Source organism: Halomonas sp. TG39a (assembly GCF_000744395.1).
Taxonomy (GTDB): Bacteria; Pseudomonadota; Gammaproteobacteria; order Pseudomonadales; family Halomonadaceae; genus Vreelandella; species Vreelandella ventosae_B.
Genome location: NZ_JQLV01000001.1, coordinates 39,721 through 64,215, shown reverse-complemented (window position 1 = coordinate 64,215; position 24,495 = coordinate 39,721). Strand labels below are relative to the sequence as shown.

Annotated in this window: 21 protein-coding genes and 1 pseudogene; 10 read left to right on the top strand and 12 right to left on the bottom strand. The window is 54.3% G+C overall.

Annotated features, from left to right (window positions below; all coding sequences use genetic code 11):
- Nucleotides 1–3: 3 nt before the first annotated feature.
- The 3 genes from U738_RS00295 to U738_RS00285 form a co-directional block, all read right to left on the bottom strand.
- The gene (locus U738_RS00295; protein ID WP_081898998.1) at nt 4–1,152 is read right to left on the bottom strand and encodes an HlyD family secretion protein; all 1,149 of its coding nucleotides are present in this window, start codon (nt 1,150–1,152) and stop codon (nt 4–6) included.
- A gap of 93 nt (nt 1,153–1,245) precedes the next feature.
- The gene (locus U738_RS00290; RefSeq protein ID WP_235208621.1) at nt 1,246–2,820 is read right to left on the bottom strand and encodes a phospholipase D family protein; all 1,575 of its coding nucleotides are present in this window, start codon (nt 2,818–2,820) and stop codon (nt 1,246–1,248) included.
- Between the two features lie 167 nt (nt 2,821–2,987).
- The gene (locus U738_RS00285) at nt 2,988–3,854 is read right to left on the bottom strand and encodes an efflux RND transporter periplasmic adaptor subunit (protein WP_235208620.1); all 867 of its coding nucleotides are present in this window, start codon (nt 3,852–3,854) and stop codon (nt 2,988–2,990) included.
- Nucleotides 3,855–3,885: 31 nt separating this feature from the next.
- Here U738_RS00285 and U738_RS22785 point away from each other — a divergent pair.
- Nucleotides 3,886–4,900, top strand: a protein-coding gene (locus U738_RS22785) for an IS630 family transposase (protein WP_152561112.1) whose coding sequence is annotated in 2 segments (ribosomal slippage) — nt 3,886–3,906 and nt 3,908–4,900 — 1,014 coding nt in all. Because the reading frame shifts where the segments join, the coding sequence is not laid out codon by codon here.
- A 103-nt stretch (nt 4,901–5,003) separates the two neighbouring features.
- Here the strand turns inward: U738_RS22785 and U738_RS00275 are convergent.
- Both U738_RS00275 and U738_RS00270 read right to left on the bottom strand, forming a co-directional pair.
- Nucleotides 5,004–5,387, bottom strand: coding sequence for a histone-like nucleoid-structuring protein, MvaT/MvaU family (locus tag U738_RS00275; RefSeq protein ID WP_035576467.1), 384 nt, complete (start codon nt 5,385–5,387; stop codon nt 5,004–5,006).
- Nucleotides 5,388–5,972: 585 nt separating this feature from the next.
- On the bottom strand, nt 5,973–6,179 hold the full coding sequence (locus U738_RS00270) for a hypothetical protein (RefSeq protein ID WP_035576466.1): 207 nt from the start codon (nt 6,177–6,179) through the stop codon (nt 5,973–5,975).
- A gap of 96 nt (nt 6,180–6,275) precedes the next feature.
- Between U738_RS00270 and U738_RS00265 the strand changes: the two are divergent.
- A pseudogene (locus U738_RS00265) lies at nt 6,276–6,710 on the top strand (RrF2 family transcriptional regulator); the annotation flags it as partial.
- A 753-nt stretch (nt 6,711–7,463) separates the two neighbouring features.
- Here U738_RS00265 and U738_RS00260 read toward each other — a convergent pair.
- The 3 genes from U738_RS00260 to U738_RS00250 are packed head-to-tail and all read right to left on the bottom strand — an operon-like array spanning nt 7,464 to nt 13,660.
- Entirely contained in the window at nt 7,464–10,649 is a 3,186-nt protein-coding gene (locus U738_RS00260) for a tyrosine-type recombinase/integrase (RefSeq protein WP_035576464.1), read from the bottom strand.
- Nucleotides 10,642–13,131: a hypothetical protein gene (locus tag U738_RS00255; RefSeq protein ID WP_035576463.1), complete on the bottom strand. Its 2,490-nt coding sequence runs from the start codon at nt 13,129–13,131 to the stop codon at nt 10,642–10,644. The genes U738_RS00260 and U738_RS00255 overlap by 8 nt, the downstream gene beginning before the upstream one ends.
- Before the next feature lies 1 nt (nt 13,132).
- Complete coding sequence (locus U738_RS00250) at nt 13,133–13,660, bottom strand: hypothetical protein (protein ID WP_035576462.1); 528 nt, start codon at nt 13,658–13,660, stop codon at nt 13,133–13,135.
- A 180-nt stretch (nt 13,661–13,840) separates the two neighbouring features.
- Between U738_RS00250 and U738_RS00245 the strand changes: the two genes are divergently transcribed.
- A complete protein-coding gene (locus U738_RS00245) occupies nt 13,841–16,174 on the top strand; it encodes a DEAD/DEAH box helicase (RefSeq protein ID WP_035576461.1) in 2,334 nt (777 codons plus the stop codon).
- 96 nt (nt 16,175–16,270) lie between these two features.
- Here U738_RS00245 and U738_RS00240 read toward each other — a convergent pair whose 3' ends face one another.
- The 3 genes from U738_RS00240 to U738_RS00230 form a co-directional block, all read right to left on the bottom strand.
- Entirely contained in the window at nt 16,271–16,564 is a 294-nt protein-coding gene (locus tag U738_RS00240; RefSeq protein WP_035576460.1) for a helix-turn-helix domain-containing protein, read from the bottom strand.
- Nucleotides 16,565–16,590: 26 nt separating this feature from the next.
- Nucleotides 16,591–16,914: a type II toxin-antitoxin system RelE/ParE family toxin gene (locus tag U738_RS00235; protein ID WP_035576459.1), complete on the bottom strand. Its 324-nt coding sequence runs from the start codon at nt 16,912–16,914 to the stop codon at nt 16,591–16,593.
- Between the two features lie 603 nt (nt 16,915–17,517).
- Complete coding sequence (locus U738_RS00230; RefSeq protein ID WP_050714220.1) at nt 17,518–18,525, bottom strand: LysR family transcriptional regulator; 1,008 nt, start codon at nt 18,523–18,525, stop codon at nt 17,518–17,520.
- Nucleotides 18,526–18,665: 140 nt separating this feature from the next.
- Here U738_RS00230 and U738_RS00225 point away from each other — a divergent pair, with 140 nt between their 5' ends.
- Nucleotides 18,666–19,724, top strand: a complete 1,059-nt coding sequence (locus U738_RS00225; RefSeq protein ID WP_035576458.1) for an SDR family oxidoreductase — start codon at nt 18,666–18,668, stop codon at nt 19,722–19,724.
- Nucleotides 19,725–19,875: 151 nt separating this feature from the next.
- Nucleotides 19,876–20,820, top strand: coding sequence for a co-chaperone YbbN (locus U738_RS00220; protein ID WP_035576457.1), 945 nt, complete (start codon nt 19,876–19,878; stop codon nt 20,818–20,820).
- 16 nt (nt 20,821–20,836) lie between these two features.
- Here the strand turns inward: U738_RS00220 and U738_RS00215 are convergent, their stop codons facing one another.
- Nucleotides 20,837–22,003: a MalY/PatB family protein gene (locus tag U738_RS00215; RefSeq protein ID WP_035576456.1), complete on the bottom strand. Its 1,167-nt coding sequence runs from the start codon at nt 22,001–22,003 to the stop codon at nt 20,837–20,839.
- A 37-nt stretch (nt 22,004–22,040) separates the two neighbouring features.
- On the opposite strand from U738_RS00215, the gene U738_RS00210 reads away from it, so the two are divergent.
- The 5 genes from U738_RS00210 (at nt 22,041) to U738_RS00190 (ending at nt 24,492) form a co-directional block, all read left to right on the top strand.
- A complete protein-coding gene (locus U738_RS00210; RefSeq protein WP_035576455.1) occupies nt 22,041–22,472 on the top strand; it encodes a hypothetical protein in 432 nt (143 codons plus the stop codon).
- Nucleotides 22,473–22,573: 101 nt separating this feature from the next.
- Complete coding sequence (locus U738_RS00205; protein ID WP_035576454.1) at nt 22,574–22,981, top strand: acyl-CoA thioesterase; 408 nt, start codon at nt 22,574–22,576, stop codon at nt 22,979–22,981.
- A 42-nt stretch (nt 22,982–23,023) separates the two neighbouring features.
- The gene (locus U738_RS00200; RefSeq protein ID WP_035576453.1) at nt 23,024–23,326 is read left to right on the top strand and encodes a hypothetical protein; all 303 of its coding nucleotides are present in this window, start codon (nt 23,024–23,026) and stop codon (nt 23,324–23,326) included.
- A gap of 12 nt (nt 23,327–23,338) precedes the next feature.
- Nucleotides 23,339–23,860, top strand: coding sequence for a DUF501 domain-containing protein (locus tag U738_RS00195; RefSeq protein WP_035576452.1), 522 nt, complete (start codon nt 23,339–23,341; stop codon nt 23,858–23,860).
- Nucleotides 23,861–23,949: 89 nt separating this feature from the next.
- Nucleotides 23,950–24,492, top strand: coding sequence for a TIGR00730 family Rossman fold protein (locus tag U738_RS00190; RefSeq protein ID WP_035576451.1), 543 nt, complete (start codon nt 23,950–23,952; stop codon nt 24,490–24,492).
- Nucleotides 24,493–24,495 lie beyond the last annotated feature (3 nt).

Below are 24,495 nucleotides of genomic sequence, written 5' to 3'. Positions count from 1 at the left end.
ACCTCAATACAGATAAGACAGATAGGCACGTATACGCAAAAGCAGCGATGACAGCCAGGCTACCGGATTGCTGGTGCCACTGGCATACACCACTACACCGACCTTCCCACCGGCACGTACTCTTTGCGGCCAGTCCTTCAGCCCGTTTTCAAGTTCCACCTGAACAGGCATTCGCCGGGCTGGCTCAAACCACTCGCTCTCCGGTTGATTCTGCATCAGTCCTCCGGCCGAAGGCCGCCCCGGGTCAATACCCCAGGCAATGCTCTTGACCCGGCCTTTGAATAACTTGCCCGGCACCGCATCGAACAGTATGTGGACCTGATCGCCGGGCTCGACATTACCAAGCTGGTTCTCGCGCAGGTCAGCAGTAATCCAGGCGCCCCTGGCATCGAAGAAGGTCATTGCCGGTGTACCCGGTGAAACGTACTGACCGATAGCAAGCTGCATGTTGGTGATAGCTCCGCGGGTGGGCGCGGTGACGGCAGCAAACTCTAGATCCAGCTGGGCCTGCTCCAGTCCGACCTGTGCTGCACGGATATCGGGGTTTTCCATGCCGCTCTCTCCCAGCGCCAGCATGGCACTTTCCAGATCTGCCTGGGCCCGCTCAAGCTCTGCCTGGGCCGTTCGGAGTTCGGCCCGCGCATCGTCACCCTGCATTTCCGACATGACGCCCCGTCGTACCAGCTCCAGGATGCGACTGGAGGAGGACCGGGCATTCTCCAGGTTGGCGCGGGCCTGAATGACTGCTGCCTGGGACGCAACAATCCCCGCAGCTGAGGCGTCGGTGGCCTGAATCGTCTGGGCAAGGCTGGCCTCGGCCTGCCTTACGGCCAACTCAAAGGGCCTGGCATCCAGCTGAAACAGCGGCGTGCCAGCTTCGACGATGTCGCCATCCTGCACATGCACCTGGGTTACCTGGCCAGCGACCCGCGGCGTCAGCTGGGCAACATATCCAGCCACGGCCCCGCGTGGGGTATAGGGTGCCATGCGATCAGTGACCACATACCAGATCATCAATAGAACCAGGACCCCCAGCAAAATACCGGCGAGTTTTTTTGCCGGTCCGGCTTTGGCCGGGGCTGGCTCTTCCTGTTCCGTGGTAGCTATGGTCTGTTCTGCTTCCAGCGGTTGCGCGTCATGCTGTCGGATCATTTCGTTTCCTGTCGGTAAAGAAGGATGCATTATTGTCAGTAATAAATGCCCAGCGGGTATTTATTAACCAATCCGCCGTCCGGGCGGCCCATATCAGAGCAGCCATTCAATCGGCAACATCGACAGGAGGAATACGCCACTGCGCTGGATAAAGCCGGTGTTCGGCTCTTGATCATAGCGGATCTCCCTATCACGCACGCGCTCAACCCAGTAAAGCCGATCATTATCGTCCAAGCGAACCTCATAGGCATTGGCCGGAATGGCGCTTTTAAAGGCGTGATGCACCGTCTGAGACAATGTCGGGCTGTCGATGACAAAACCCAGTTCAGTATTCAGATTGGCCGAGCGCGGATCGAAATTGAACGAACCTACAAACATCCGCTCGCCATCCACGGCAAAGGTTTTTGCATGCAGACTGGAGCCGGAACTGCCAAACGGGCCAGCGCTCCCATTGCGTTCAATGCGCGGCGACAGTTGGCGCATCTCAAATAATTGAATGCCCGCCCTGAGCAGATCCTTGCGCCGCTTGGCATAACCGGCATGCACCGCAGCCACGTCGGTGGCATTGAGCGAGTTGGTCAGAATGCGGATGTCAATGCCCTGATCGGCCAAGGCAGTGAAGGCTTCGACGCCGGCGGCTGTTGGCACGAAGTATGGTGAGACCAGCACTACTCTGTCTTTCGGCTCACCGAGAATTTGTCCCAACTGATAGGTCAGTCTGCCCTCGCGCGGCGTCTCCCCCAAGCCCTTGGCCGGATCATCGCTGACCATACGGGTCTCAGCCCATTCCAAAGGCAACTCTCCGGCCAGTAGCACACGAATAAAGTCTGACTGGGAAACCGCTTCAACATAATCCTTGGCAGCGTCATCTCTTTCCAGGATCGCCGCGGTTTGGCTCAACTGCGCGAGGCTTTCATCAGAAACCGCAGGTACGATCTGTTCAACAGGATACGAGGAGCCGCTGGCCCAGTAACGGTCAAAATCGGTCGAAACATGTTCGACAATCGGACCGACCGACAAGACATCCAGGTCGGCAAACAGAATGCCCTCGGTCGCACCGAAATACTCATCCCCGACATTCCGCCCGCCGACAATGGAGGCCTGGCTGTCTGCCGTGAAGGCCTTGTTATGCATACGCCGATTGGCCCGGGAGAAATCCGTGATATAGCCCAGCCACTTGGGGTTGCGTACCTTGAATGGATTGAACAGGCGCACCTCGATCTGTGGATGCAACGCCAATGCAGCCAGTTCGGTATCCAATCCCGCGGTGCCATTGTCATCCAGCAACAGCCTGACGCGCACGCCGCGGTCAGCCGCTTCGTGGAGCTCCTCAAGCAATAACGTGCCGGTAATGTCGCCATGCCAAATGTAATACTGTACATCCAGTGTCCGCTCCGCCGCTCGGGCCAGCAGCACCCGCGCCGCAAAGGCGTCATGGGGATCGGCCAAGGCGTATATACCGCTTTTGCCTGGGTGCTTGGCCAGCCTCGGTGCCAAAGCCTGGCCAAGCTGGGTAGCCTGGCCTTGCTCAGTGCTCAAGGCAGTAGATGCGACCTTGTCAGGCGTGGGCAAGGCGCAACCTCCTAGCAATGCAGCAGAGAAAAAGATCACAGGCAGGCATTTGCCCATTCGCAGGGTGTGGAGAAACTCAGAAATGAACGCGTTCAATGATATCGTCCTGACATACGCCGTTAGGGAGCCTCTGAAGAACGTAGCGAGCGAAGGTCAGACTAGGCGAAATCCGACGAAAAAGCACAGTTTACGTGCTGTAAATGAGCATTTTGAGGAGAATTTCAACGCACCATGGCCGAGCGCAGTAGTTATTCAGAGGCTCCTTAGGGGCTTGTGTTGTGTTCCGGGTCCGCCCAAGGCGAATCGCTGGTAAGTAACATATCATAGGCGCCATCGAGCGTGACAGTTACCGTGCGGCCGGCTATCAGCTCGATACCCGCAGGCACCTGATCAATACTGATGCGCACCGGAATCCGCTGGGCCAGACGAATCCAGCTGAAGGTCGGATTGACGTTGGCCAACAAGGTTCCCGCAGCGGTGGTACGCTCCCGGTCATCAATACCGGCAGACAAACCCTCCACATGACCGGTAAGAGGCTGATCTTCACCGACGAGATGTATGGTCGCCTGGTCGCCCACATGAATGTGCTTCAATTTGGTCTCTTCAAAATATCCCGCGACATGAAAGCTGTCGCTATCCACCAGCGCCATTACCGGTTCGCCGGCGACCGCATAAGCACCCGGCCGCAGTGACAGATTGGTGACGATACCATTGACCGGCGCCCGCACTTCGGCCCGCTCCAGATTAATGTAGGCCAATTCGAGGTTGGCCACCGCTTCCTGGTATTGCGCCTGGGTTTCTTCCATGGCGGATTGGCGGTTATCCCGCTCCTGCTGGGAAACCGCATCACGCAGTGTTGCATAGCGGTTCCATTCCCGCACCGCCGAGTCCTGCCGGGCTTTTGCCGAGGCTACAGCAGCGGTGGCACGATTGAGCGTATTCTGCAGCCGGCTGCGATCCACAATGAACAATACATCGCCGCGCTGCACGACCTGGTTGTCACGCACCTGAACAGTTTTTATCCGTCCCGATACGTCCGCCGCAAGGGGCACTACATCTGCGCGAATCTTGCCGTCGCGGGTTTGTGGAGCATAAGTGTAAGTGCCTGATCTAAAATCTTCGTGTAGCATCCATGCCAAGATCCCTGACACGGACGGAATCATGGCACGGCGCTTCGTTGCCCCCTCTCACTGAATCTGAACAGCAGACGCTGACCTCCACCTATCACCATGGTGAGAAGCGCGCCCTATGTCGGCGCGCGCATGCCATCCTGCTGAGTGATCAAGGCCATACCATCGATCAGATCAGTGAGGTATTGCAGGTCCGCCGCGATGCCGTTTCTCGATGGCTCAAACAGTGGGAGGCGTCGGGGCTCGACGGGCTCATCGACAAGCCCCGCAGTGGTCGCATGCCGATCCTGGATGAGCACGACCACCAGCGACTGCAGGAATTGGTCCCCGAGCAGCCTCATCAGATTCGATCCTTGCAGGCTCGTCTACAAGAAGAGACCGGCAAGACGGTCAGCACGGTGACCCTTCGCCGGGCGTTGAAAAAAAATCGCCATAGCTTCAAGCGCATTCGGCATTCACTGAAGGCACGGCGTAACGAAACGGATTTCCGCAACACCCAGGGCCTCCTCAAGGCGCTTCACCAAGGTGAAGACCGGGACGAACACGAGCTCTATTATTTTGATGAGTCAGGCTTTTCACAATCGTCGTCAGTGCCATACGCGTGGAGCCCCATCGATAAGCCCTGCGAGGTGACCGCCTACTCCCATAGCCGAAGACTGAATGTACTAGGGTTCCTCAGCCGAGCCGGGAAGCTGGTCTACCACACCACCACGGACCTGGTAACAACCGAGACGGTCATCGAAGCGTTTGACCAGTTTGTGGCCAAGAAAGACCCCGATACCTTCGCCATCGTGGTGCTCGACAATGCCAGCATGCATCGCTCCAAGGCCTTCAGGCGGAAGATAGTAGAGTGGATGTCGCATCGTGTGCACCTGGTCTATCTATCAGCTTACTCGCCGGAGCTGAATCTGATTGAGATTCTATGGCGGCAGATGAAGTACGCATGGCTGCCGTTGAGTGCGTATCTCTCGTTTGATCGGCTCTGCAACGCGGTCTATCGCCTACTCGGTGGCTACGGAGCTGATCACGCGATTAATTTTGAATAGCCACTTACTCTTAAATAAATAGTCGCTCACTGAGTAGTTCAGAGAGCGACATAGGTAATGAATTAATGTGCTGTGCGTATTCTCTTAGAAAGTTAGACTTCTATTATGCAGTTTCTTCAACGACCCAACCAACAACCTCCTCATTGCCAAATTTAGCTTTCCACTCTTGAATAACCTTATGGTTGCCACCGCGAGTTTCTACCACCTGACCTGTATGTGGATTTTTATAAACCTTTAAAGGACGCTTTTTACGACCGTCTGTAGTGCTAGCCTTAACGCTTTTACCTGAAGTAGAGCGATATGAGGGATCTAGCATTTCGCATACGTCACGTGCTAATCTACCATGCTCCGTCATGAGCGCTTGCAATTTTTCTTTAAATTCAAGTTCTTTTCTCAATTCACTGCTACTGCCAAGTGCATTCAGTTCTTCCTGAAGCTGCTTCAACATCTGTTCTTTCTTGATATAATCACTTAACACTGATGACATTCTTTATCTCCACAATTGAAGTTAATTAAAGCAATTAACTTTTTATGATGCACTCTATCTAACCGTTAGGGAATCGCATTCACCAGTAGAGCTTATAACCTGGAGGCTAATTTATTTCTGTCAATTTAGCCAATACCCACAAGACTCCGTATCATTTGTTACAAAGACAGGTGCGTAGCGAGCAGGGATGGATGTGGCATATTGAAACTTCAATCTATGAGTTCAGCACAGCATTACTGAGGGAATATGTTCACAGGGTCCATAAGGTTTTATCATAGGCATAAAGTCTTTTATTTACCCTTAGAGCGCTTCATATTCTTGTATACCATATAGCCGCCAGCAATTAATGTAGCGATCATGATAAACAAAATCGGCGATATACCTATCCAAAACTGAGACGCATCATTCATTATCTCACCTCTAATAATGCCACGCTTGGTTTAGATGATAGCAGAAAATACACGAGTACTATATATATGCCAAATGGCTAACTATTCAATAACCTGCACAATCATGATCCGCTTATCCTAGTATCCAGCTTCTCGAGCGTCTCCTCTTTGCGCCGATACTGTCAGCAACGGTAGCTCACTCTTCTCGACCGACTTTTTTAAGATTCTGCCAAGCAATCATATCATCAGCCTCAGGTGCTACCGGATCACACTGATAAAGCAGTTCGTCGAGTGTATACCTGGGTGAATCGCCTAAGGTCTCCCATTCATTTTCATTATCAAAAGCAACAACATCCCTGTGGCTGTTAACACTGCCTCGCAATGTATCTATAGGACATTTCATAGCATACCGCCTTATTAGAAAGAACAAATATACCTTAGAGATTGATACTGACAGTGACTTTTAACGCTTTCGTAAGCACGGTGTGTAACTCGCTATTCTGATTACGCCATTCGCGTACTGCTCTACCTTGCGGTTAAAGGCGAAGAGCGCACTACGATCAGTGAGATAGCAGAGACGTTCTCTATCTCACGCAATCACTTAATGAAGATCGTCCAAGAACTCAGTCAGAAGGGGTATCTCACCACCATACGCGGTAAAAATGGCGGGTTACTGCTTGGTCGCCAACCAGAAACGATTTCACTGGGGAAGCTGGTTCGGGATACCGAGCATGAGATGGCGCTGGTTGAGTGTTTTCGCGATGAGAATAACTGCGTCATCACGCCCTCATGCCGCTTGAGGCCAATTTTGGCAGAAGCACTCGCGGCTTTTCTTAACGTATTGGATCAATATACGCTTGCCGACTTGTTAGCAGATCGTACATCACAGCTCTCAACGCTGATGCGTATTCCTGCCCTCTCCGTTCACAACTAACCGCTCGGCAAGAAAATAAACGAAGGTTCGCATACGCGGCCAGCTGTTAGGACAAGCCTGGCGCCTGCCTCGACCCCCATTAAAGCCGCGTAACTGGCACTGATGCGCAGCCATGTTGATGGCTGTTACCTATACACGTGAGCTCTTCTCCTTGAACCACCAACGGCCGCTCAAGTTGCCGCCTTCAGCCACTACCTTGGGCAACGCTTCCAGATCATTTGGGTGTGTTGGCTCGCCGTCGCTGGGCCAACCAAGGAGGGCTGACGTGTATCACCTGCCGCACCTCGCCAACCAGCACGGTCAAGTGCTGACAAACTCAGGTACGTGGCCGATACACCCCGACACATCAATGCCTTCCTCTTGCAGGTTAGCAGATTCGGTGGGCATCTCGTGGAAATGGAGCCGGGACCGTGGGATATAATCCTTGCTGAACCTACACTCCAGGCAATGCTACCGCTGCCCTTCTCGATGATTTACGTGGCACTGCAATGGTTGCTAGGCTTTATCTTCCTTCGCTAAAAGCCTCCGCCCAATGCAACGCCGGAACATTAGTAAGAATCTATCCGTGACGCCTGGTAGGTAAAACGTTACATATTAAATTGCCAGGCATTGGCATACTTCCTTCCGGTAGGAATCGCTATATCTACACTTGCTATAGTGCGTTTCTTTCAGCAGACACAATTGTCAAGTATCAACTAACTCCCCCACGCGAAGCTGGTAGGCCTGTGCAGTACGATCACCGGCATGATGTGATCATGTTTTTCTGGCCACCGCCGCCATAACGATACAAGCCATTACCAGCACATAGCGCACGGGGTAGCCACTTCGAGAGCGCTTATTCTTATTAACAACATAGAATGTAACGTTGCCCGTGCCCAGCGGATTTGAAAAACGGTTGCCTGGTGCCTTCGATTGCCATTCCACCTTATGTTGATGCGAGGGTAATCGCTTCTTCCATTCGCTAACCTGCTGCTTCTCAGACAGGGACGATCGCGCACTGGGTGTCACCTCAACGACTGCTCTGATGCGAGCATCCAGACCCAGCACCCAACTCACAAAGGCCAAGCCATCATCGGCATCGCGAATCCATACATGACCGTCGGTGGCACGGTGGTAGCGGTAAAAAAAACGAAGATGCCTACGCAATGCATCCGGATGATGGCTAAACCACCGCGACCAGATGGCTTGGTACATCGCATTCGCCACTGGACGTTCCTTCAGGGAGCGCGGCATTGCCAGGCGTGGGTGGGTAAAATCATTCGGTGCTGGCTGCTTACCTTTCGTCATCCGGTAGTGACGAAACGCGCTCATCCCCTGCCGCGTGCGCGCTGTTAGAACCCGCCGCGCGCAAGACGTTAGCCGCTCTGCCTCGCCTTTACACAAATTAAAGATATGCTCAACGTCGTCAAAATCGCGTTGATACAAAGCATCCAGCGCGGCGGCAACCTGCTCCAGCGATAGCTGGCTCAGACCTTGGCGCTCAAGCAGTATCTTGGCTGGCAATTCAGGATAGGGGGCAAATGCCTGCTGAGCTACGTCTATCACAGAACATTTGGGAAAGGCCTTATTAAGCCAACGTGGCGGTTTTTCGCCGAAACGCTCTTTCCACTTACGCAGGGTCGCCGGCTTGATTTGGAGCACGTTGGCCAAGGGTTCCAACTGAGCAATTGCGTGGCTCGGAATACAGCTCTCCATCGAGGAGGACTGCTTGTGACAATAATGGTCAAGGAGCAGGCAGGTAAAGTGCAAGTAGCTTCGTAATGTCACATCGGGGGACGCATGCCCCATCAGTTGTGCGATAAAGTACAGCCCTGATCGCGTGGGACCCTCAGCGACCTTGTCCCAAAGAAAAGCATGATGTGAAGGCGCTGACCAGGGTATCTCCACCCCATGAAAAGAGAGCAACAGATAATTAGCCAGTGAATGACGCAGGTGATGAAAACGCAGACGGTAATCCCCGGTGATACGTCGCATGGCTTCGTGGATCTCTGCCTGCACCTCATCATCGCGTAGCGGTGCCACCGAACCACTTCCCTCACCGAACAGCATGACACGACCGTGAAGGGTCACCTCTTGTCGATTGGCGATGAAGGCCTTGAATGCTTCCAGCTCGGTGTCTGTCAGCAGATAATGAAGCGGAAGCTGCCGCCGTGAATCATGGCTCTTCACCCCCACATACTCGTTGTTACGAACCAGAAGCGTAACGTCAGTATCCTGCACCTCTTGATGGAGCAAGACATCATCTAACTGAATGGAAAGTGCTTCTCCTATCCTGAGACCAGCGCGAAATCCAAGCACAAATACCCAATAGCGAATTTGCCCCATGATGTTTGCCGAGCGGGAGGCCAGAAAGCTAGCTATCAGACGATACTCATCCTCTGACAGACAATTGGCATCGGCGTGATGCGCGATAGTTGCCCCACCGTCAGCAAACACCATAGAGACGTTGGCCAGGCCTTGATCAATCACAAGAAAAGAATGGAATGAGCGCAACACCGCCCAACGGTAGTGGCGGTTTTTCTCGGTCTTGGCCTGTTCGACCACGAACTGATAGGCCTCAATGAGAGCATCCATCCGGTCCTGATCAACCGGCGTCTCCCCCAAAGCCTGCAGAAGCGGCATGCTTATACCGAGATACTTGTACAGCGTCGACTGCTTTCGCTTCTGCTTCTGATGCAGAAACAGCAGCCAGCGACACAAGCATTCAATGATGGGAGCCATACGCTGAGAAGCAACAATGGCACTTTCCAGCTCGCGAGAAAGGTCTCGAAACCTGAGGCGTTTCTGGTTACGACGCTTATAGAGCGTATCGTGTAACGATTTCAGCAGCGCACGCCCTTCATATAACGGTTGGTCCCGCTCACAACGCTCGGTCACCATTGGCGTTAGCCCGGATCCTTCTCCTGGAAGCACATCCTCCTGCTCGGCTTTTGGCTTGGCATGCTTTACGTACCCACCGGTGAGCAGCTGATGCCAACGCTCTTCAGCAATTGACGTGCTTGGGTGTTTGCCGTGTGCGCTGTTCACGATATAAGCCGGTACATGTAAGCGAAAGGCGGTCGAGGCATGCTCGCTAAACGTCGGAAGTGACACCGGCTCAGTCTTTAAAGCGCCACAGAAATGCAGCCAAGCCGTCTGGGTATAAGTCCTCGCCTGCTGATAACCGCCACACTTCTCGCCAGGGTGGCCAAAATGCTGAATGTGGCGCATCAACACCGCTAAGGCCGACACTCCCAACAGCCAACGGCTACGTGGCAACACCCGTTTCGATTTTGGCATGCCTTCCGGTACTGTCTCATGCAGCACCAACCAGGCAGAAGCCCCGTGCACTGCCAATGTAGTGGTGGCCAATGGTAGTGAGTTCAGGTGCTTGCTGCCCAGCAGGCCGTCATTGGCAATCACACAATAAAGAAACAGCCCCCAACTGATCATTTCAGGCTCAAGCCGACGGTGTCCCTTTTTTCCATTGCCGTGCCAAAGAAGCGCCTGAAAGTCTGGCTGCTGAATCTCATGATCGGCATCCTGGCACCAGTCACGGTAATCGCTTAAATTTTTGAAGGACAAGGGCGTAAAAGGACTCGCCGCTGGCCTGACCAGGTGCAGCGGCGCTGGAACGCGCACGTCCCACCCCAACTCACGCTGCCCACGCGACAGCCCCAGTGATAAGAAGTTAACCTTGTTGCGAATTTCGACGACTGAACGGTTGTCACCGGTTTGTAGGGCTTCTTCCCACTGCTGGGCGATATCCGTCGGCACGCTGACATCCGATTCACCGCGGACAAGGCCAGGGTGCGTTTCCTGTAGCAGTTCCAGCACTGCCATTTGGTGACGACGCCTATTTAGCAGATGCTGCCGATGGCGTGCCTCGGCACCACCTGCCCCTTCCGGAACTTGTATTAGCTTCCAGCCGCTCCAAACTTCCTCGACATGATCAGTCATCCGCTAGCCCCTGCTGCACTGTCCATCCCGCTTCCCGGCGCATTTTACTGAGGACAGGCGCTAGCTCCCGAAACATTTCCACGGGGGTCAAGGTAGAGAAAGCGCCAAACGGCTCCTGCCCTTGTTGAGCGTGCCCCATAAAGGCATTAACCAGTTCGCCACGAACCCCTTCAGCACGCAAAGCACTGCGAAGATAGTGCCGACTTGCGTTGACTGGCAGCGTAAAGAGCGGTACGTGGCGCCGCAGATTCTCTGGAGAAAGCTGAACCATCTGCCAGCTGTCACTGATAAAAAACATCAGCGGCACGTCTGGCTGAGGCTCACTCAACACTGCTTCGAGGTGCTCGTAAAGAGACGCACGTTGATAAAACCGGGCCTGTAGCACTTCCAAGTGGCTCGCATACTGGCGTATTTGATCACGCAACTCCGGCAACAGCCAAACCACCCGTGCCTGACTCATCGCTTCGTCGTCCTTGTCGGAAATGGCCAGAAAACCGGACGCAAAGTCGATTTCCCGCCAGCGAAAAACCAAGTCATTGACAGCACGGTAGCCCGTCGCGAACAGTATCCAGAAAGCGATATAAGCCACGTAGTGATTATGCGTTTGTCGCCAACTCTCCTCCCCAGGCTGAAGACGCCTAGCTGCCCGCAGTTCGCCTTTCAAGTGTTTGACCAGGCGTGTCAGCAATATCGGTTTGAGGTTCAGCTTACTGCCATGGTCACCCTTGTTTTGAACGACTTGTTTGAAGGCGTAGTAATGCTTCTCTTCCACGCTAAGGTACTGATAGATGCTGTTACGCAGCGAAACAGCAGCAGCATGATAGAGTGTCTCAAGATAGCCAGCCGGCACGCTGTAATAATGTGCGGCCACATCAGCGACGGTGAAACGGTGCCCGGTCAACAGGTAAGCATCAACCCAATCGCTGGAGTGGCCGACGATCTCATCGAATAGCGCTTGACTGATCCGACGGGGTGTCAGCCGCATACGGTGGGTGCGGTTGATCTTTGAAACCGCCACCCGCATTGCCTCCTCAATGCCGCCATGACGCCATTCGGGAAACAATTCGCGATATTTTGTCCGACTTTTCCGCACCAAGCTGAGACGCGAGATAAACTTCCCCATCCGCACGGGACTGGCGACCACTACCACCTCATCCACCAATGCAGGCGTGCTCCCACCGGCTGTAAAGAGCAGTTTCTTTGCGTCGTCCTGGAGACTGTTACGCCACTCCGGCGACGGAATGGGGAGCACAAAGGCGTGCTCTTCAATCAAAAAAGCGAGTACGTCCTTGCGGTGTTTCGGTAGCTCATGTCGATGGTTATAGACCCGCATCCCCAGAATCTGCTCGACGGGACGTCCAAGCCAGATCATCAACAGCAGCAGTAGACCGGCATAGACATCTTCGTCATCACGCTGTTCAAAGCGGCCCCGGCCCGTAAATAGCTCGAAAGCTGCTTTCGCTGCCAGCGATAGCTCGACCCGACTTAAGCTGGCGTAGCGAAAAGGAAGCCTCTGGTTGGACTGGCTGATATGTTGGATACGGCTGCTCTGGCGCCGGATCAAGTCCCTTAGATCAAACCCTAATGTCGGTGATGCTTTACTTTCCGTGAAGGAAACAGCACGCAGTGTCTGGGATTCTTTGGGGTGCAAACCGGCGGCACGCTGACGGCCCTGCGCCTGCTCGTCACCGGCCGATTCCAACAGTTGCATCGACTTTTCTGGCCCCTCATTTTCCTCGTCATCCGAATCCGACACATCAACGCGCCGCTCGATCGTTCGGGCCGGGTGGCCACCCCCACCTCCACCGTCTCTCGTCTTTCCCTTATGGTCGAGTACTTTTCGAACGAGCAGCTCGATACCCGACAGCGGCTCGAGGATCTCGTCGCTCTTCAGCAGATATTGTTGATGGTAGCTTTTAAGCGTGGTGTCCATCTCAATCTCTACTAACAGCCCGAGCGACTTCTTGCCATTGCCAATCGTCCGGATATCACGACAAGCAGCGGTGATTTCGGAGCCGATATGTGCTTGGTGCCGCTTTCGCTGAACGGCTGAGCACGCCATAACTACACCGGCATGCTGCCAATACGCATCATTGCCATAGCACTCAGCATCGGGGGTAAGAATCAGCATCGCCCACTCAGGGTGGTCATTGATAATGCCGCGCTGCTTCCCCGACTGATCTAACCACGTCTCTGGACAGCTTTCGCGATCACATCCCTTTAGCACGGCGGTAATCTGGGTAATGACAGGAAGGTAATGAAAGAGGTCTTTCTCCTCCTTTTTCTCGGTCGCATCATCAAGATCCTCCCGAATTCTTTGGGTTCCCTGAACTGCCTGTAAAGCACGGTTCACGTTTTCCAACACCAGACGAAGGTGGGTTAGATCATCCGGCGCTTTAAGCAGCGCAAACAACTCTTCCAGGCAGGAAAGCTCCACGCCACTCAATGTTACCAGTTGCTCTAGATCCGCCTGGATCACCATGTCATTGGGACTCCATGATCCGCTGGAGTTCTGACTTCCGCTTCCTTGAATGCGTGATGCGGCGCTCTTCTAATCCCATTAATGCCTTTAGATTGCGTGTGGACAGACTCTTAGGCACCTTGATGCCGTGCGTCTTACGCAGCGTAATGGAGAGCTCTTTTAACTGTCGATAGACGCGCTCTTTCGCATCCACAGCCTCAGGACAGTGCATCAGGCTATGGCTAATAAGCTCAAACAACGCTCCTCTGACCAGATCAGATTCGTGAGCATCTGTGATGCCTACCGAGATGGAGGCCTCTGGATCCAGTAAGGCACTAGCGGCATGAAACGCGCGAAATCCACTGACCACTTCGTAATGCCTCGATACCTTTTGCACAGAAACGGGATGGTAGGCAAGTAAGGTACCGGCTAATTCAGCATCCAGCCATGACGACACGGGCAATTGATTGGCAATGTTAATGTTGACTCGCTCGATCTCAGCGAGCGCTCCGGAAGGGGATTTGATCTTCGATATTACCAACTTTGTCACACCATGCCTCAGTGTTGTCAGTCCAATGCATTACTATTATATCAAAATAGATCGCCGTAAATTTTTATGGTGACGAGTGTGGTCTGTCAGCCGAGTGCTGACGATAAGCTAGACTACAAATAAGCGTCTCTAACCTGTTAAACCGTAGACCCCTATAGCTTTACTGGGCACGAGGTAGGTATCCGCACAGATCAAGAACTCGTCACTATTGAGCTGAGACTATCAGAGCTTGAACAAGAAAAGGCTGCTCTCCTTTCTCGAAAGCAAGAGCTGTATCGCTCTGCAAACCGACATGATTTACCGCTACTCACCCCTGGCCAGAAAGTTGAAGTATACCGAAAACTCTTTCGAGGCAGGCAGGATGTTTATGCGGTTCGCTGGCAGAGTTCCGGCGGTCGTTCCGGCTATGCTGTCGCTTGTGCGAACGAGTGGATGCCGGTCATCTGTCAGAAACCAAGGATCAAGTGCGGAGAATGTCGACACAAAAATTTCAAGCCCCTCGATTTTGATGCAGTTTATGACCACCTGTCTGGCAAACATGTGACCGGCCTTTACCCTTTACTGCCGGATAGCTCTTGTTACTTGCTGGCGGCGGATTTTGATAAGGGGGACTGGAAAGCGAATGTTCGTGCACTAGCCCAGGCCTGTCGTGGTGAAGGCGTACCCTATCTTATGGAGGTTTCTCGGTCCGGTGCGGGTGCCCATCTATGGGTTTTCTTTTCAGAAGCTGTTCAAGCTTCGTCAGCGAGGAGGTTGGGATTCAAATTGTTGGATAAGGCCATGGAGCTTCATCCAGGCTTATCCTTCGACTCCTATGATCGGCTATTTCCCAACCAAGACACCATGCCTGATGGTGGGTTTGGCAATCTGATTGCCCTGCCGCTTCAACACGAGGCGCGAAGTCGCGGATGCACCGTCTTCGTCGACGACAACTTTGCGCCATACCCGGATCAATGGGCACTGCTCAGTCAGCAACAGACACTTGCATCAGCTCAACTTGAAGAGCTGATCGGCAATGAGGCTAATTCCGGTGTGACTGTAGATACTGTGTTGCCTTGGGAGTCAACGTTACCGGTTGATACAGAGAAGCTTTCTGGATGTCCTGAAAGCATCACGCTCATCCTGACCAGTCACATTTATATAAAGTTATCAGGCATTCCAGGAACATTGGCGACACGAATAAAGCGAATGGCCAGCTTTGCTAATCCTGTATTTTTCAAAACACAGTCGCTTCGTTTCTCGACGCATGGCATCCCTCGCTACATATCATGCGCCCATATTGAGCAAGGTTATCTTTCTATTCCCAGAGGCTGCTTGGATGAGCTTCAAGATCTGCTGCTGAAACAGGGAATCACGGTGGACATTGATGACCGTAGAATATCAGGCCAGTTTTTACCTGGAGTCAGCCTAAAAGCAACGCTGCGTAGCGACCAGGACAAGGCGGTGCAGGCACTTATCCAACACGATACCGGAATACTTCATGCACCGACCGCTTTCGGTAAAACCGTAACGGCTATTGGCGTGATAACCAGGCGGCAAGTCAACACACTGATCCTCACGCACAGTCGTCAGCTACTTGATCAATGGAAGGAGCGACTCGACACCTTCCTTGAGGGTGCGCTCATCGGTGTAATTGGCGGCGGTAAAAAGAAACCTACTGGGCAGGTCGACGTTGCCACTTACCAAAGCTTGATCAATAAGAAAGACAATACAGTCTCGAAGCAGGTCAAGGAGTACGGGCAAGTCATCATCGATGAATGCCATCATATCTCAGCGCCACGTTACGAGATGTTGCTTAATGAGGTCAGCGCTCGATACGTCATTGGTTTGACAGCAACGCCTGATCGTCAGGATGGCCACCAAAAAATCATGTTGATGGTTGCAGGGCCCATTCGTCACAAAGCCCAGGCGCACCACAGTAACCGATTTATCCAACACGTCATTGTTCGAGAGCATCACGAAACGCCACCCACCCACATCTGCCAGCCTAGTGTGCGGCCCCATATCGCATCGGTTTACCATTGGCTTGCCCAGAGCAGCGCCCGAAATGAGGCCATTGTTCAGGATGTTGCAAGCTGTGCGCACAACCAAGCAAATTGCCTTGTGCTGACGGAACGACGAGAACATGCCGAGACCTTGGCGACACTGCTGGATGCTGAATCCATATCGTCAGTTATCTTACGTGGTGGGATGCGCGTCAAAGAGCGCCAGTTGGCAGAAAAAGAGTTGCATAGGGTTCAAGTCATCGTTGCAACTGGGAAATACATTGGAGAAGGCTTTGACTTGCCTCGACTGGACACCCTGTTTTTAGCTCTGCCCATCGCATGGAAAGGAACGCTGTCACAGTATGCAGGCAGACTCCATCGAGACACCGAAGGCAAACTAGAAGTCACTGTCTATGATTACTTGGATACTGGCCTGCCTATGCTTGAGCGAATGTTCCGAAAGCGTGAGAAAGGCTATAAGGCTATGGGGTATAAGTCTATCGCTCCCGGGCAAACCAGATTGCTTTAGCCTTTGAGAGGCAGTCAGTCGCTAAAAGCTCATCAAGTGAACTGAGGCCAGGAATTTCTTCACTTGTCTAGCTGAACCCAGTTTATCTGGTCACTCTCAGGCGGCTACTTCCTTCTCGTCTTCAATCTCCAGTTCGAGATGGAAGTTAGCTGGCCCCGTCAGGTTGACCAAAGAATCGAGACTGAACTTATTAATACGACCGTTCAGCAAGTCGTTGAGGCGTGGTTGGGTGATTCCCAGACGATGTGCAGCCTGTTTCTGAGTAATATCCCACTCCCTTACACGGCCAGCAATCCTCGCCATGAGTTCGGAGCGCAGCCGCATGTTTAGCGCCTCTTCAGGAGTGTCCTCGATGGCGTCCCACACACTGTCGTAATACTCGATGGCCATTTTCTAACCTCGCTTGGCGGTTGGGCTCAGGGCAGCTCCTTGTATCGCTGCTTGCCCAAGTCGATGTCTTTTTTGGCGGTCTGCTGGGTTTTCTTCTGGAAGCAGTGGAGCACAAATACCGCGTCGCCCCGGTTGGCCACGTAGAAGACCCGAAAGGCCCCGTTGTGTTCCCGAATGCGGATTTCCATGACACCAGGGCCAACGCTTGGCATTGGGCGGAAATCGTCCGGCTGGTCTCCAGCCTGAATCTTGTCTATCTGAAACCCCGCTTCTCGCTTGGCGTCCAGAGAGAAGTCGCGCAGCCGATCCTTCGAGTCTCCAACGAATGCAACAGGTTTCTTGCGCGCCACGCTGGCTCCTTGACTGCCATAAATTTATATCAGTTCAGATATAATAAACTCATCAATTGAATGCTTCAAGCTGCTTCCACTGTAGCCGTATCACCAATAAGATGCCGTTGACTATTCGCACCTGGGTTGGCCAAATGCAATATCTGACCCTCCGGTATGGTTTTGCCACGACTCACTGCTATTGCGACCTCTCTACTGAAGACCGAGCCGCCATCATGCAGATGCGGGTTCACTACTAAATCCGAACCATCGCCCGACAATTGGAACATCCTCCCAGCGCCATCTCACGGGAACTGGCATACCAAACAATCCGTTCTGACAAAACTTATGATGCCAGTCTCGCCGGTATCAGAGTCCGGCTAACCCGCTGCCGACCTCAGCAGCAGCCTAACGGTCATTTATGCTGTAAATTTTATATTTTATTTTGTGACACTCTTTAGCGTGCGGAATTGACCTTAAATTACCTAAATAGCATTTCAAAAACCGACGAAAATCCTTGCATAACAGCTACTTTGGACAAATAACAACAAATAAAGCAATGCTAAGGAAATCAAATCAATCCGGCTCATAACCCGAAGGTCATCGGTTCAAATCCGGTCCCCGCTACCAAATATAGAAAAAGCCGTTACCGAAAGGTAGCGGCTTTTTTGTGTCTGAACGCTCGTCACTTAACTCTGTCCCCTCCTGCTCACGCCAGCGATCCCAGCTCGGCGCAGTTCCCACCATCTCAAACAGATGATCCAGAAATACACTCACCTTGCGGGTGTGCAGACGACGCTGAGCATAGAGCACGTGGATATCGCGCCTGCCCGGCATAACTTCGCACTCCCACGCTTCGAGTATCGGCACCAGTGCGCCGGATGCCAATTCGTCAGCGATCAGCCAGGTGGGGAACATCACTAGCCCCTGCCCCATTAGTGCTGCTCGTACCAGGCTCTCGGCATCGTTACTGTAGAGGCTGCCGTCGACTTTATAAGTGCAGGCTTGTGACTGGTCGGCAGTATTGAAATACCAGCGCTGGCGGCCCATTTCGCCCTGGTAGAGTAGGCAGTCATGCTGGCTCAGATCATCCGGGCGGGTGGGCGTACCACAACGTTGCAAATAGGCGGGCGCCGCGGCCACCACATAGTTCATTGGCGCTAGGCGGCGCGCCACCAAGGTGGAATCCGCCAATGCTCCGACGCGAAAGGTGATATCGATGCCCTCACGCACCGGGTCGGTCAATTGATCGGTGAGCATCAGCTCGGCTTTGATCGCCGGGTAGCGGCGCTGAAAATGGTGCAGAATCGGCACGATCTGCCGCTGGCCGAAGGCCACTGGAGCGTTAAGGCGCAGCACACCGCTGGGCTCGGTATTGGGTGCCATCAGCGCTTCAGTCGCCAGGTCGAGCCGCTCAAGAATCTCGCGAACCTCCTGATAATAGCGCCAGCCCGCTTCGGTCAGCGTCACGGCACGGGTGTGGCGATAGAAAAGCTGCTGTCCTAGCGCCTCTTCTAACGCGGCGATCTGACGCGAGACCGACGACACGGCGCGATGAAAATGACGTGCGGTGGCGGTAAAGCTTCCTGTCGCGGCCACGCGCTCAAAAATACGTAGCGCATTGAGATCCATCGACTTGCTCCTGATGCAATAAAGATTTGCGATTTTTCCAATTGTAGCAATGATCATCAAAGACCAAACTGCTTTTCATCGGGCACGAGCACAACGTTTTTTGCCCGTTCCGAATCTCTTGTTTGCATAAGGAATTAACGATGCGCAAAGGCACAGCACTTGTAGTAGGCGCTACCGGCATCACCGGCGGCAATCTGGCCAGCTATCTCGCCGCTAGCGGTTGGACCGTTTACGGTTTATCACGTCGCCCCTCTCAACAAGAGGGTGTCATTCCCGTCACCGCCGATCTGCTTGATCGCGAAGCGACGGCTAAGGCGCTCGCGGGCTTACCCATTACGAACGTTTTCTACTGCACCTGGGTACGCCGTGACAACGAGAAGGCCAATGTTGAGGCTAACGGCGCGATGATGCACAACCTGCTCGACGCTTTGCAGGGTGCAAGCGTGGTGCATGTCTCGTTGGTCACCGGCACCAAGCAGTACCTGGGCGCCTTCGAGAACTACGGTAGTGGCAAGACCGAGACGCCGTTTCGTGAATCAGCACCCCGCGTACCGGGTGAGAACTTCTACTACACCCTCGAAGACATCATGTTCGCAGCGGCGGAGCGCGACGGCTTTAGCTGGAACGTGCACCGTCCGCACACCGTGATCGGCTATGCCCGTGGTAATGCCATGAACATGGGCGTAACGCTGGCGGTTTATGCCTCTATCTGCAAGGCAACGGGCAAGCCGTTCATCTTCCCAGGCTCGCAGACCCAGTGGAACGCTTTAACCGACCTAACCGATTCGCTGGTGCTGGCGCGGCAGATGGAGTGGGCGGCAGCATCGCCCGGCGCGCATAACGAAGCCTTTAACACCGTCAATGGCGATATTTTCCGCTGGCGTCGGCTGTGGAATGAAATGGGTGAGTTTTTCGGCCTTGAGGTGCCAGACTGCCCGGAAACGCCGCAGCCGCTTGAAACGCAAATGGCCGACATTGCGCCAACCTGGGCTGAGATTGCCGAGCAACACGACCTGATTGAACCTGACGTTTCCAAGTTGGCCTCTTGGTGGCACACCGATGCCGACCTGGGGCGCGAACTTGAGTGCGTCAACGACGTGACCAAATCACGCGATTTCGGCTTTGACCACTTCCGCGAAACCCGCGCGGCGTTTTTCGACTTGTTCACCCGCCTCCGCGCTGAACGCATCATTCCTTAAGCAATACCAGCAACAAGGCCAGAAAAATAGTGCTACCAGGGCGCGTATCATCGCGCCCTGGGTTTTATTTCCCTTCCTTTCCTTGAATCCTCCTGGGCATGCCTGCATATCATGGGGAACTATTGTTCATTTTTTGATATCGAGCCTACCCATGCAGATTATTGATCCCCGCTCAGGTAAACCGCTAACTGCGGATACAGGAAATGCCGACGCCCCCGCGCCTGACGCTAACCAGGCAGCGGTGCGCCCTGAAGACGTTATTATCGAGCTTAATGCAGGCAATATTCAGCAGGTGCTGGAAGCCTCTATGCAGGTACCGGTACTGATGGGCTGCTACTCGCCATCCAACGCTGGCAGTAGCACCCTCCTCGCGGTGCTGGACAAACTGGTGGTTGAGTACGCGGGTGCCTTTCTGCTCGGTAAACTCGATATTGAAGCGAACCCGGAAATAGCTGGCCAGCTGGGCGTACGCTCGGTGCCCGATGTGAAGCTGATTAGCCAAGGCGGCTTAGTCGATGGTTTTCAGGGCGCTCTGCCGGAGAAAGACGTCCGCGAGTGGCTGAACCGCTACTTCCCCGCACCCGGCGAAGCACCCCCCACCCCTGAAGAGCAGGCGGAAGAAGCGCTTAAAGCCGGAGACACTGCCGCTGCCGGCGAGATTTATCAAACCCTAATGGGCCAGTACCCAGAGCACTATGCCTACCAAGTAGCCTTCGCACGGGTATTGGTGGCCGAAGGGCGCGGCAGTGAGGCCCGTGAAGTACTCGACAACCTGCCCCCGGAAGAGCGCGACGCGGCACCTGCGCGTGGCGTACGCGCCAGCATTGAGTTTAGCGAGCAGGCACTCTCAGCCGAAGAGATTGCCGCCCTCGGGGATCGCACCGATAGCGAAGCGCAGTATCAGCGCGCCCTGCGTCAAGTGGCCGACGGTCATTACGATGCAGGACTGGAAGCACTGCTGGCGCTGATGAAGCAGGATCGCGCCTATAACGACGACGCGGCGCGTAAAACGCTGCTGCAGGTGTTCGATGCCCTCGGCGCCGACCACCCGCTTACCGTTGCTTACCGCCGCAAACTCTTTGCGATGCTGTACTAGGGTCTTCCGAAGGCTTTCAATCCCGCTTCAGCAGGGAATCCATACGAGACAGCGCCGCTTCCAGCTGGGAAGCGGTGGTACCAAAGTTAAGCCGCACAAAGCCGGGGCAACCAAAGGCAGCCCCGTCCGAAAGCGCTACTCCCGCCTCTTTCAGCAGCGTCTTATGCGGCGCGTCGCCTAGCCCTGCCTCGCGCATATCCAGCCATGCTAGATAGGTCGACTCCGGCGCACTCCAACTAACACCCGGCCAACTCGCTAACCGCGCCTGCAGCGTTGTGCGATGCTCTCGCAACACGCTTAACAGCGCCTGACGCCAAGGCTCGCCATGGCGATAAGCCGCCTCTGCGGCGACCAAGCCAAGCACATTGCCATCGGGCAGTAGCCCTTTGGTTGCTGCCGCAAAACGCTCACGCAGTGCAGGATCGGGAATCACCGCACAGGCACTGGTCAGCCCGGCTAGGTTGAACGTTTTCGACGGCGCCCAGAGGGTAATAGTGCGCTTCGCCAGTGCAGGAAATGCCGCGGCTAACGGGCGGTGCTGGGCGCCTTCGTCTAACAGCAGATCGCAGTGCAGCTCATCGGAGACCACCCAAAGATCGTGGCGCTCGACCAGCTCAGCCAATGCAGCAAGCTCCTCATGGCGCCATACACGGCCCGTCGGGTTGTGGGGCTGACACCACAGCAGTAAGCGGGTACGCGGCGTAATCGCTGCTTCCAGGGCGGCAATATCGAGCTGCCATGGCGCATTAGCCGTCGAAGGCGCAGCCATCATCGCCTGTTGGGGCAGCCGCCCGGTGCGCTTTGCCACGTCTAAAAATGGCGGGTAGATCGGTGCCACCGTTAATACGCCGTCGCCCGGCTCGGTTAGCGCTAATGCGGCGATGTGCAAGGCCGGCACGACGCCCGGTAGCCACTGCTGCCACGCCGACTGAATCGGCCAATCATAGTGGTGGGCACTCCACTCACACAGGGTTTCTGTTAACGTAGCAGGCACTTCGCCATAGCCGTATACACCATGAGCCACCCTAGCCTGCAGCGCATCGATCACCGCTGGCGGGGAGCGAAAATCCATATCGGCGACCCAAAGGGGTAACACATCGTCGCCGTAACGGTGCCACTTTTGCGATACCCAGCCACCTTCTGGGTGGCGTCGCTCTACAGGCGTGGCAAAATCATAGGCCATGAAAAATCTCACTCATTGAATAGGGGTTGTGCCAAGCATGCCGCAAGATGACTTTTATACCAAGATGCGCGCAGGGCTATCTGCGCTGCTGCGGCAATGGCGCTCGCTAGGTCAAGCGGATACAGACCAGCTAGCGCTTATTTTGGCTGAAACAGCACGGGTAGCGAAATTAGGCACGCCCGATGCCACGCCCAGTGGCGCGATTCTTGAACAGTGGAGTCACGATGAGCTTGGCGAGATGCCGCTATGGGCACCCCGTACCGCGGTGTTTTTGCTTAATCAAATGCCCGCTCGCCCGACCCCCTATAGCGATGCCGAGGCCTGCGCCTGGGCCTACTGCTGGCTACGTAATCGCTCCTTTGATTCACTGCAAGACGCTCATGACGCGCTCCCAGGGCACTTAAAAGTCCCCCTGGAAGAAGCGCTTGAAGCCGCCTGGCGCGACCAGCAAGGGCTGCGTTTAGTGTAACGGGTACTTGACCAAGCGCTTGCTTGGGTTAATTCTGAAGAGCTTCGTTATGCCAATAGCTGCTTCTTTCATACCCCTGTTCATAACTACAAGGACATGCCATGTTTACCCGTACCATTGAGCCCGCGTTTTACGATACCGATGCGTTAGGGCACATTAACAACACACGCTTGCCTGCTTGGTTTGAGCTTGCCCGCAATGACCTGTTCAAACTCTTTACCCCTGACTTAAACCCCAAGCAGTGGCGCTTGATTATGGCGCGTATGGAAGTCGACTACCGGGCTGAACTGTTTTACGGTCACGATATCGAAATACGTACTTACTTAACGCGATTAGGCAATAGCTCGTTTACGGTGACCCAAGAGGCGCGGCAGCATGGCAAGCTCACTAACCTGGGGCATACCGTTATGGTGCAGTATGACCACCAGGCCAAGTGCGCCATGCCTATTGAGGGTGACCTGCGCGAGGCGCTAACGTCGCACCTCCAAGACGCGCCTGAGCCCGCCTGATTGACGCTGCCCCGCACTACCGGGGCAACCAGGAGCCTTATAATGGCAATCCGCTACAACCTCTGGATAGACCCTGACAACGTCGCCCAGCACCGTGCCGTAGAGGCCGATCTGGAAAACTATTTTGTTGAACGCTTTGCCGACTATCCGCATATCCGCTTGTTTGGTGCCGACCCCTACGATTATGATGCCCCCTTCAACCGCCTTTATGACGTGCTAATGGCACGAGCCGCCGAATACTGTGAGCGGACGTGGTGCTATGTCGCGTCCCCTGAACAGCTCAATCGCTGCTTTTTCCGTGCCGTTGGCCGCTCGACTAAATTTGTTCAAGACGACCGTTCGTGAGAGACCAACCCGATGGTGATACGCACCAACCAAGCGCCTGACGAACGTCAGCTCGCCATTATTGCCCAGCAGCTTGGCCGCGCGCCGCGTGGTATCGAAGCGGTAGCCGCCACCGACGGTGAAGGCACACCGCTAGTACTGCGTATGGCGCCGATTGTCGACGGCAAACCCTTCCCCACCCTGTATTGGCTCTGTTCCGATGTGCTGAAAGTTGAGATTTCCCGCATCGAAGCCGTTGGGGTTATTAAAGCGCTCGAACAACGCCTGCAGGAAGAGCCTGAATTTCTTGAGGCTTACCAACAGAGCCATCGCGACTATGTGACCGCCCGCTGGGACGCTATGAGCGATGCTCAGCGTGAAGAAGTTGCTAAATTGGGTTATACCGACGTGATGACCAAACGCGGGATTGGCGGCATTAGCAACTGGCACCAGATACGCTGCCTGCATACCCAGTACGCCCACCACCTTTGCGGTGACAATGCGATTGGACAGTGGATGGATGAACACTATCAGGTAGACCGCTGTTTACCCTAAGCCCCTTTTACCCTAAGCCTCGTAGTAATCTCGTTTTCTTTTTGGCTACGTTTTAGTTACGTTCATTTTTAACGACAGGAAATAAACGAATGGCTCGAATTTGCGTTTATCTTGGTTCCCGTGAAGGTAACAGCCCGGCGTTCCGTCAGGCGACTAATAAACTGGGACGCACGCTCGCTGAACGCGGTCACAAGCTGGTTTATGGCGGGGCGCGGGTTGGTCTGATGGGTGAGCTGGCTAACGCAGCACTTGAGGCCGGTGGTGAAGTCATTGGTGTTATGCCCGACCACCTGGTGGAGCGCGAACAGGCGCACTTTGGCTTAAGCGAGCTGATTCGGGTGCGCAATATGCACGAACGCAAAGCCACCATGGCGGCCAACGCCGACGCTTTTATTGCGCTGCCCGGCGGGATCGGCACCTTGGAAGAGCTGTTTGAAATATGGACGTGGGGCTATCTAGGCCTGCATGAAAAACCCATGGGGTTGCTGAACATCGACGAATTCTACTCGCCGCTACTGACTTTTTTAGACAGCACGGTCAGCCATGGCTTTTTGGCGTCTCCCACCCGCGAAATGCTACTCGACGCACCGTCACCAAATGAGTTGCTTGATGCGCTAGAAGCTCTGTTGTAGCGC

Bases quoted from the DNA above. Each gene is read 5' to 3' on its own strand.
- U738_RS00295 (WP_081898998.1), bottom strand. From the start codon at position 1,152: ATGATCCGACAGCATGACGCGCAACCGCTGGAAGCAGAACAGACCATA.
- U738_RS00285 (WP_235208620.1), bottom strand. From the start codon at position 3,854: ATGCTACACGAAGATTTTAGATCAGGCACTTACACTTATGCTCCACAA.
- U738_RS00190 (WP_035576451.1), top strand. From the start codon at position 23,950: ATGGCTCGAATTTGCGTTTATCTTGGTTCCCGTGAAGGTAACAGCCCG.
- U738_RS00200 (WP_035576453.1), top strand. From the start codon at position 23,024: ATGGCAATCCGCTACAACCTCTGGATAGACCCTGACAACGTCGCCCAG.
- U738_RS00225 (WP_035576458.1), top strand. From the start codon at position 18,666: ATGCGCAAAGGCACAGCACTTGTAGTAGGCGCTACCGGCATCACCGGC.
- U738_RS00195 (WP_035576452.1), top strand. From the start codon at position 23,339: ATGGTGATACGCACCAACCAAGCGCCTGACGAACGTCAGCTCGCCATT.
- U738_RS00215 (WP_035576456.1), bottom strand. From the start codon at position 22,003: ATGGCCTATGATTTTGCCACGCCTGTAGAGCGACGCCACCCAGAAGGT.
- U738_RS00210 (WP_035576455.1), top strand. From the start codon at position 22,041: ATGCCGCAAGATGACTTTTATACCAAGATGCGCGCAGGGCTATCTGCG.
- U738_RS00240 (WP_035576460.1), bottom strand. From the start codon at position 16,564: ATGGCCATCGAGTATTACGACAGTGTGTGGGACGCCATCGAGGACACT.
- U738_RS00255 (WP_035576463.1), bottom strand. From the start codon at position 13,131: ATGGTGATCCAGGCGGATCTAGAGCAACTGGTAACATTGAGTGGCGTG.
- U738_RS00270 (WP_035576466.1), bottom strand. From the start codon at position 6,179: ATGAAATGTCCTATAGATACATTGCGAGGCAGTGTTAACAGCCACAGG.
- U738_RS00275 (WP_035576467.1), bottom strand. From the start codon at position 5,387: ATGTCATCAGTGTTAAGTGATTATATCAAGAAAGAACAGATGTTGAAG.
- U738_RS00220 (WP_035576457.1), top strand. From the start codon at position 19,876: ATGCAGATTATTGATCCCCGCTCAGGTAAACCGCTAACTGCGGATACA.
- U738_RS00205 (WP_035576454.1), top strand. From the start codon at position 22,574: ATGTTTACCCGTACCATTGAGCCCGCGTTTTACGATACCGATGCGTTA.
- U738_RS00260 (WP_035576464.1), bottom strand. From the start codon at position 10,649: ATGACTGATCATGTCGAGGAAGTTTGGAGCGGCTGGAAGCTAATACAA.
- U738_RS00230 (WP_050714220.1), bottom strand. From the start codon at position 18,525: ATGGATCTCAATGCGCTACGTATTTTTGAGCGCGTGGCCGCGACAGGA.